Origin of the sequence: Mesorhizobium sp. M7A.F.Ca.CA.003.01.2.1, assembly GCF_003998945.1 — a bacterium.
Classification (GTDB): Bacteria; Pseudomonadota; Alphaproteobacteria; order Rhizobiales; family Rhizobiaceae; genus Mesorhizobium; species Mesorhizobium ciceri.
The window spans coordinates 1-4,712 of record NZ_RZRA01000422.1 but is presented as its reverse complement, the minus strand read 5'-3'; the positions used below and the strand labels follow the sequence as shown (position 1 = coordinate 4,712).

Here is a 4,712-nt window from a genome sequence, read left to right as displayed (position 1 = left end):
CGTGAACAATAATTTAATGCAGATCGCGATAATCTCTCCAGCAACGGCGAACTCTGTTCGCCGAACGATTATATTCGCGCGTACTAAATAGCAATTATTCAAAGAAAGCCCATACTTGGCCAAGGATGCTTCACTCGAATTGTTAAGAGGTGTCGCCGCGCTCGTAGTTCTGAATGGGCATTGTTTGGGTGCTTTTGCGCCATTGATGGAAGGCGAGGGAGACTTGGCCGGGCAATCGCTCAAAACAAGCCTGGCTTTCGTCGCGTTCAATGGCGGCTCCGCCGTCTACCTGTTTTTCGTCCTGTCTTCCTACGTGCTCGTGAAGCGTTATTTTCAGACCAGCAAGGCACAAGATCTGCGGTTGGGTGCGATCAAGCGCCTGCCACGCCTGGCCGGCCCGGTACTCGTTACGACGCTGGCATCCTGCATCATCTTCAAGCTCGACCTGTATTTCATCAAGGATGCGGCCGCCGTCACCCAATCCGACTGGCTGAGAAGTTTCGGCAATGCTTCAAAGGTGCTATCGCCGGAGACTGCGAGTTTCGCCGACGCGTTTCTGCAAGGGGCGTGGCGGACGTTCATCTACGGCGACAACTATTATGACAGCAGTCTGTGGACCATGACGGTCGAGTTCTGGGGGAGCATGCTGACCTTCGCCCTCGCCCCGATCGTCTTTTTCCTTCAAGGCCGCTGGACGTTATCGTTCTGGGTCTGCATAGCAGCAGTCGTGTTCCTGGCGCTGCAAGTCAGTTACTTTCTTTGTGCCTTTCCGGCCAGCCTCTTGCTCTATCCGCTTCTCGCCATGGATTTTCGCCCGAATCGGTGGGTGAGAGGCGCCATGGTGATGGTTTCCCTGGCGCTGCTGGGTTATGCGGGGAGTGCCGTGGGCATATATCGCCCGTTCGCCGTGCTTGACGTGGCTTCCGATGTGGGCCTGCGGCAAGCCTGCGTGGCCATCCCGGCAAGCGTCATGTTGGTCTACGCGGTGCTGAGTGTGGATGAGCCTTTATCATGGTTCTCGGGTAAGGTGGCACGTTTTCTGGGCGAGCTGTCCTTCCCACTCTACCTCGTGCATGTACCCGTTATCTGCTCATTGGGGTCATGGGTTTTGTTGACAAGCGGTTCCACCGCACTCGGCGCCGCCGCCGCCATACTGGGTTCGATCCTCGCGGCGTTGCCGCTCATGACCTTCAACAACTGGTGGGTCCAGATGGTCGGCGCCCTGTTCAACAGGTTCAGGCGCGGCGGACCTATCGCCGCGGCGCCTGCGGCGTCGAGCGCCTAACCGCCCGGCGCTGTGACGGCAGTGCGTCCGGTTCGGGTTCAGGATCCGATCGAATCCTTGATGCCCTTGAGCAGGGTCTTTGCGCCCAGTGAAATCAGCGCATGCTCCGAGCCCATGGCCAGCAGGCGATAGCCCATCGACACGACCCGGCCGGCAATTGCCGGCTCGACAACGTAGATCGCCGCATGTTTGCCGGCCTTGCGGGTGCGCTCGGCCACCGACGCCACCGTCTCCATCATGCTTTCCAGCGTCGAATTGATCGTGGCGCCATTGCTCCAGGCGATCGAGAAATCCGACGGGCCCAGGAAGATGCCGTCGATGCCGGGCGTGTCGAGGATGCCATCGAGCGCATCGAGGGCTGCACGCGTCTCGACCATGGCGAAGGCCATGGTGCGCTGGTTGGTGTCGCGCAGCCAGTCGGCCTGGTCGCCTTGGCCGTGGCGGGGTAAAGCGTAGGTCCGGCCCCAGGAGCGCTCGCCGACCGGCGGGTATTTCATGGCGGCGGCGAACAGTTTTGCGTCGGCAACCGAGTTCACCATCGGCGCGATGACCGCCTCGGCGCCGAAATCGAGCGCGCGGCTTGCCATGTCGAAACGGCCAACGGGAATTCGCACCAGCGCCGGCTTGCCGGTAGCGAGCACCGGCACCAGGCCACGCAGCACGCTGTCTTCGTGATGGCCGCCATGCTGCATGTCGAGCGTGACGGCATCGAAACCCTGCTTGGCGACGATCTCGACCGTCAAGGCATCCGGCACACCGGACCATGCGGTGAACAACGTTTCATCGGCCGCGAGGCGGGACTTCAGGGACATGAACTCTTTCCTTGTTAGCGACCGCAGTTTCAGCCGGAAACGGCGGCAAAGGCAAAGAAAAACCGCCCGGATAGGCCGGGCGGTCGATTGGTCCAGCGTATGGCCGCGGGATCAGCGCATGGCCCGGATCAGGTGTTCTTGATCTGCTCGATCGCCTGCGCCATCAGTTCGTCCATGGTGCGGCGGATCTGGTGGTCCGACTGCTCGACGCCGGCCGCGTCGAAATCCCCGCGGATCTTGCGGAACACGTCGTGGTCGCCGGCCTCCTCGATGTCGGAGATAACCACTTCCTTGGCATAGGCGTCGGCATCGGCGCCGGACTTTCCGAGCTTTTCGGCGGCCCACAGGCCGAGCGCCTTGTTGCGGCGCGCCGAGGCCTTGAACCGAAGCTCCTCGTCGAATGCGAATTTACGCTCAAAGCCCTCTTCACGGTCTTTCATGCTGCTCATGGCGTCCCTCCGGGTCAAATTCGATTCGTTGGCGGTGAATATGTGCGTTGTCAAAGCACAAACCAAAAGGTCGCGGGCCGGTCAATATGCTTCATCGCATGCTGCGCTGCGGCATTTCAGTCCCGAAAGCGGTTGATTGGAAGGATTTGCCGATTGAGCAAACGATGTGATTGGGATAGACCCGGCATTGAACCCTACCGTAGCCGCACTATTTCAGGCAGACGGACAGGAAATGGTCTGATACCGCCTGTCCGGAACCCCAGAGAAAAATCAGATGAAAAATCGCCGCCGCATTTATGAAGGCAAGGCCAAGATACTCTATGAGGGACCCGAACCGGGCACGCTTATCCAGTTCTTCAAGGATGATGCAACCGCGTTCAACAAGAAGAAGCACGAGGTCATCGACGGCAAGGGCGTCCTCAACAACCGCATTTCCGAGTATATTTTCAACCATTTGAACCGCATGGGCATTCCGACCCATTTCATCCGCCGTCTGAACATGCGCGAGCAGCTGATCAAGGAAGTCGAGATCATTCCGCTCGAAGTGGTGGTGCGCAATGTCGCCGCCGGTTCGCTGTCCAAGCGGCTCGGCATCGAGGAAGGCACCGTTCTGCCGCGCTCGATCATCGAATTCTATTACAAGGCCGACGCGCTCGACGACCCGATGGTGTCGGAAGAGCACATCACCGCGTTCGGCTGGGCGAGCCCGCAGGAGATCGACGACGTCATGGCGCTGGCGATCCGCGTCAACGACTTCCTCTCCGGCCTGTTCATGGGCGTCGGCATCCAGCTCGTCGACTTCAAGATCGAATGCGGCCGCCTGTTCGAAGGCGACATGATGCGCATCGTCGTCGCCGACGAGATCTCGCCGGACTCCTGCCGCCTGTGGGACGTGGCGACGCAGGACAAGCTCGACAAGGACCGTTTCCGCCGCGACATGGGCGGCCTCGTCGAGGCCTACCAGGAAGTTGCCCGCCGCCTCGGCATCATGAACGAGAACGAGCCGCCGCGCCCGACCGGCCCGGTGCTCGTCGCCTCGACCGACGGCCTCAAAGGCAAGCCGCACTGATCGCGGTTTGCGACCCGATAATCAGAACAGGAGCATGTCCAGCGTGATCAAGGCCCGCATTACCGTCACCCTCAAGAACGGCGTGCTCGACCCGCAGGGCAAGGCGATCGAACACGCATTGTCCGGCCTGGGCTTCGGCGGCGTCGGCACGGTGCGGCAGGGCAAGGTGTTCGACGTCGAGCTGGCGGAAAGCGACAAGGCCAAGGCCGAAGCCGACCTCAAGGCCATGTGCGACAAGCTGCTGGCGAATACGGTGATTGAGAATTACGCGGTGGAGATAGGCTGATTGAACTCAGTCTTTGCAAAACATGCAAGCAACGTTGTGGAGCTATTCCACCGACTCGACGATGCAATAGCCCGTGGCTTTCTGGATAAATTTCCACCAGAGCCGGGTGTGTATTTATTCTTGGAGGATGGCACTCCCGAAAGAATCGGGCGTACGAACAATCTCTCACAGCGATTAAAGAACCATCTCCGGCAAGATCATGGTTCTGCTGCGTATGCCTTCAAACGCGCTCGTCAAAAGCTAGGGCTAAAGCCCACATATCGCAAAGGTTCCGGCAGGAAAGACCTTCAAAAAGACCCGGCTTTCGTTGAAGTTTTTCGGGCAGAGATCGAGCGATTGAAGACACTCAGCGTGAAATATGTGGTTGTTGAAGACATTGCAGAGCAGTACCTGCTCGAAATTTACTCAGCAATCGAATATGGGTTCGCCCTAGACGAGTTTGGGAATCACTAAGAAAATGAAATCCGCCGTCGTCCTCCTGCCTGGCCTCAATCGCGACCGCGACATGATCGCGGCGCTGACCAAGATTTCGGGAACACCGCCGGTCACCGTCTGGCAAACCGACACCGAAATCCCCGATGTCGATCTGATCGCCATTCCGGGCGGTTTTTCCTTCGGCGACTATCTGCGCTGTGGCGCGATCGCCGCGCGCATGCCGGTCATGCGGGCAGTGGCCGAAAAAGCGGCCGCGGGCGTGACGGTCATCGGCGTCTGCAACGGTTTCCAGATCCTGGTCGAGGCCGGCTTGTTGCCGGGCGCCTTGATGCGCAACACCTCGCTGAAATTCGTCTGCCGGCAGGTGAAGCTCGAG

General features: G+C 59.5%; 7 protein-coding genes. 5 read left to right on the top strand and 2 right to left on the bottom strand.

All coding sequences use genetic code 11. The features are described 5' to 3' along the window. The first annotated feature begins 115 nt into the window (after window positions 1–115). The gene (locus tag EN969_RS17740) at window positions 116–1,285 is read left to right on the top strand and encodes an acyltransferase (RefSeq protein WP_063167822.1); all 1,170 of its coding nucleotides are present in this window, start codon (window positions 116–118) and stop codon (window positions 1,283–1,285) included. Window positions 1,286–1,323: 38 nt separating this feature from the next. Here the strand turns inward: EN969_RS17740 and EN969_RS17735 are convergent, their stop codons facing one another. Further along, window positions 1,324–2,097, bottom strand: coding sequence for an HpcH/HpaI aldolase/citrate lyase family protein (locus tag EN969_RS17735; RefSeq protein ID WP_127419277.1), 774 nt, complete (start codon window positions 2,095–2,097; stop codon window positions 1,324–1,326). Window positions 2,098–2,225: 128 nt separating this feature from the next. Further along, the gene (locus EN969_RS17730; protein ID WP_013532126.1) at window positions 2,226–2,546 is read right to left on the bottom strand and encodes a DUF1476 domain-containing protein; all 321 of its coding nucleotides are present in this window, start codon (window positions 2,544–2,546) and stop codon (window positions 2,226–2,228) included. Between the two features lie 274 nt (window positions 2,547–2,820). Here EN969_RS17730 and purC point away from each other — a divergent pair, with 274 nt between their 5' ends. The 4 genes from purC to EN969_RS17710 all read left to right on the top strand — a co-directional run. After that, complete coding sequence (gene purC / locus EN969_RS17725) at window positions 2,821–3,615, top strand: phosphoribosylaminoimidazolesuccinocarboxamide synthase (protein ID WP_013532127.1); 795 nt, start codon at window positions 2,821–2,823, stop codon at window positions 3,613–3,615. Between the two features lie 43 nt (window positions 3,616–3,658). Next, entirely contained in the window at window positions 3,659–3,901 is a 243-nt protein-coding gene (gene purS, locus EN969_RS17720) for a phosphoribosylformylglycinamidine synthase subunit PurS (RefSeq protein ID WP_063170213.1), read from the top strand. Beyond that, complete coding sequence (locus EN969_RS17715; protein ID WP_063167821.1) at window positions 3,902–4,354, top strand: hypothetical protein; 453 nt, start codon at window positions 3,902–3,904, stop codon at window positions 4,352–4,354. It begins immediately after the preceding gene. A 4-nt stretch (window positions 4,355–4,358) separates the two neighbouring features. Further along, window positions 4,359–4,712: phosphoribosylformylglycinamidine synthase subunit PurQ (locus tag EN969_RS17710; RefSeq protein ID WP_206525171.1), on the top strand; the 354-nt coding region annotated here is incomplete at its 3' end.

Coding starts and splice junctions, on each gene's coding strand:
- EN969_RS17735 (WP_127419277.1), bottom strand. CDS start 2,097: ATGTCCCTGAAGTCCCGCCTCGCGGCCGATGAAACGTTGTTCACCGCA.
- EN969_RS17730 (WP_013532126.1), bottom strand. CDS start 2,546: ATGAGCAGCATGAAAGACCGTGAAGAGGGCTTTGAGCGTAAATTCGCA.
- purC (WP_013532127.1), top strand. CDS start 2,821: ATGAAAAATCGCCGCCGCATTTATGAAGGCAAGGCCAAGATACTCTAT.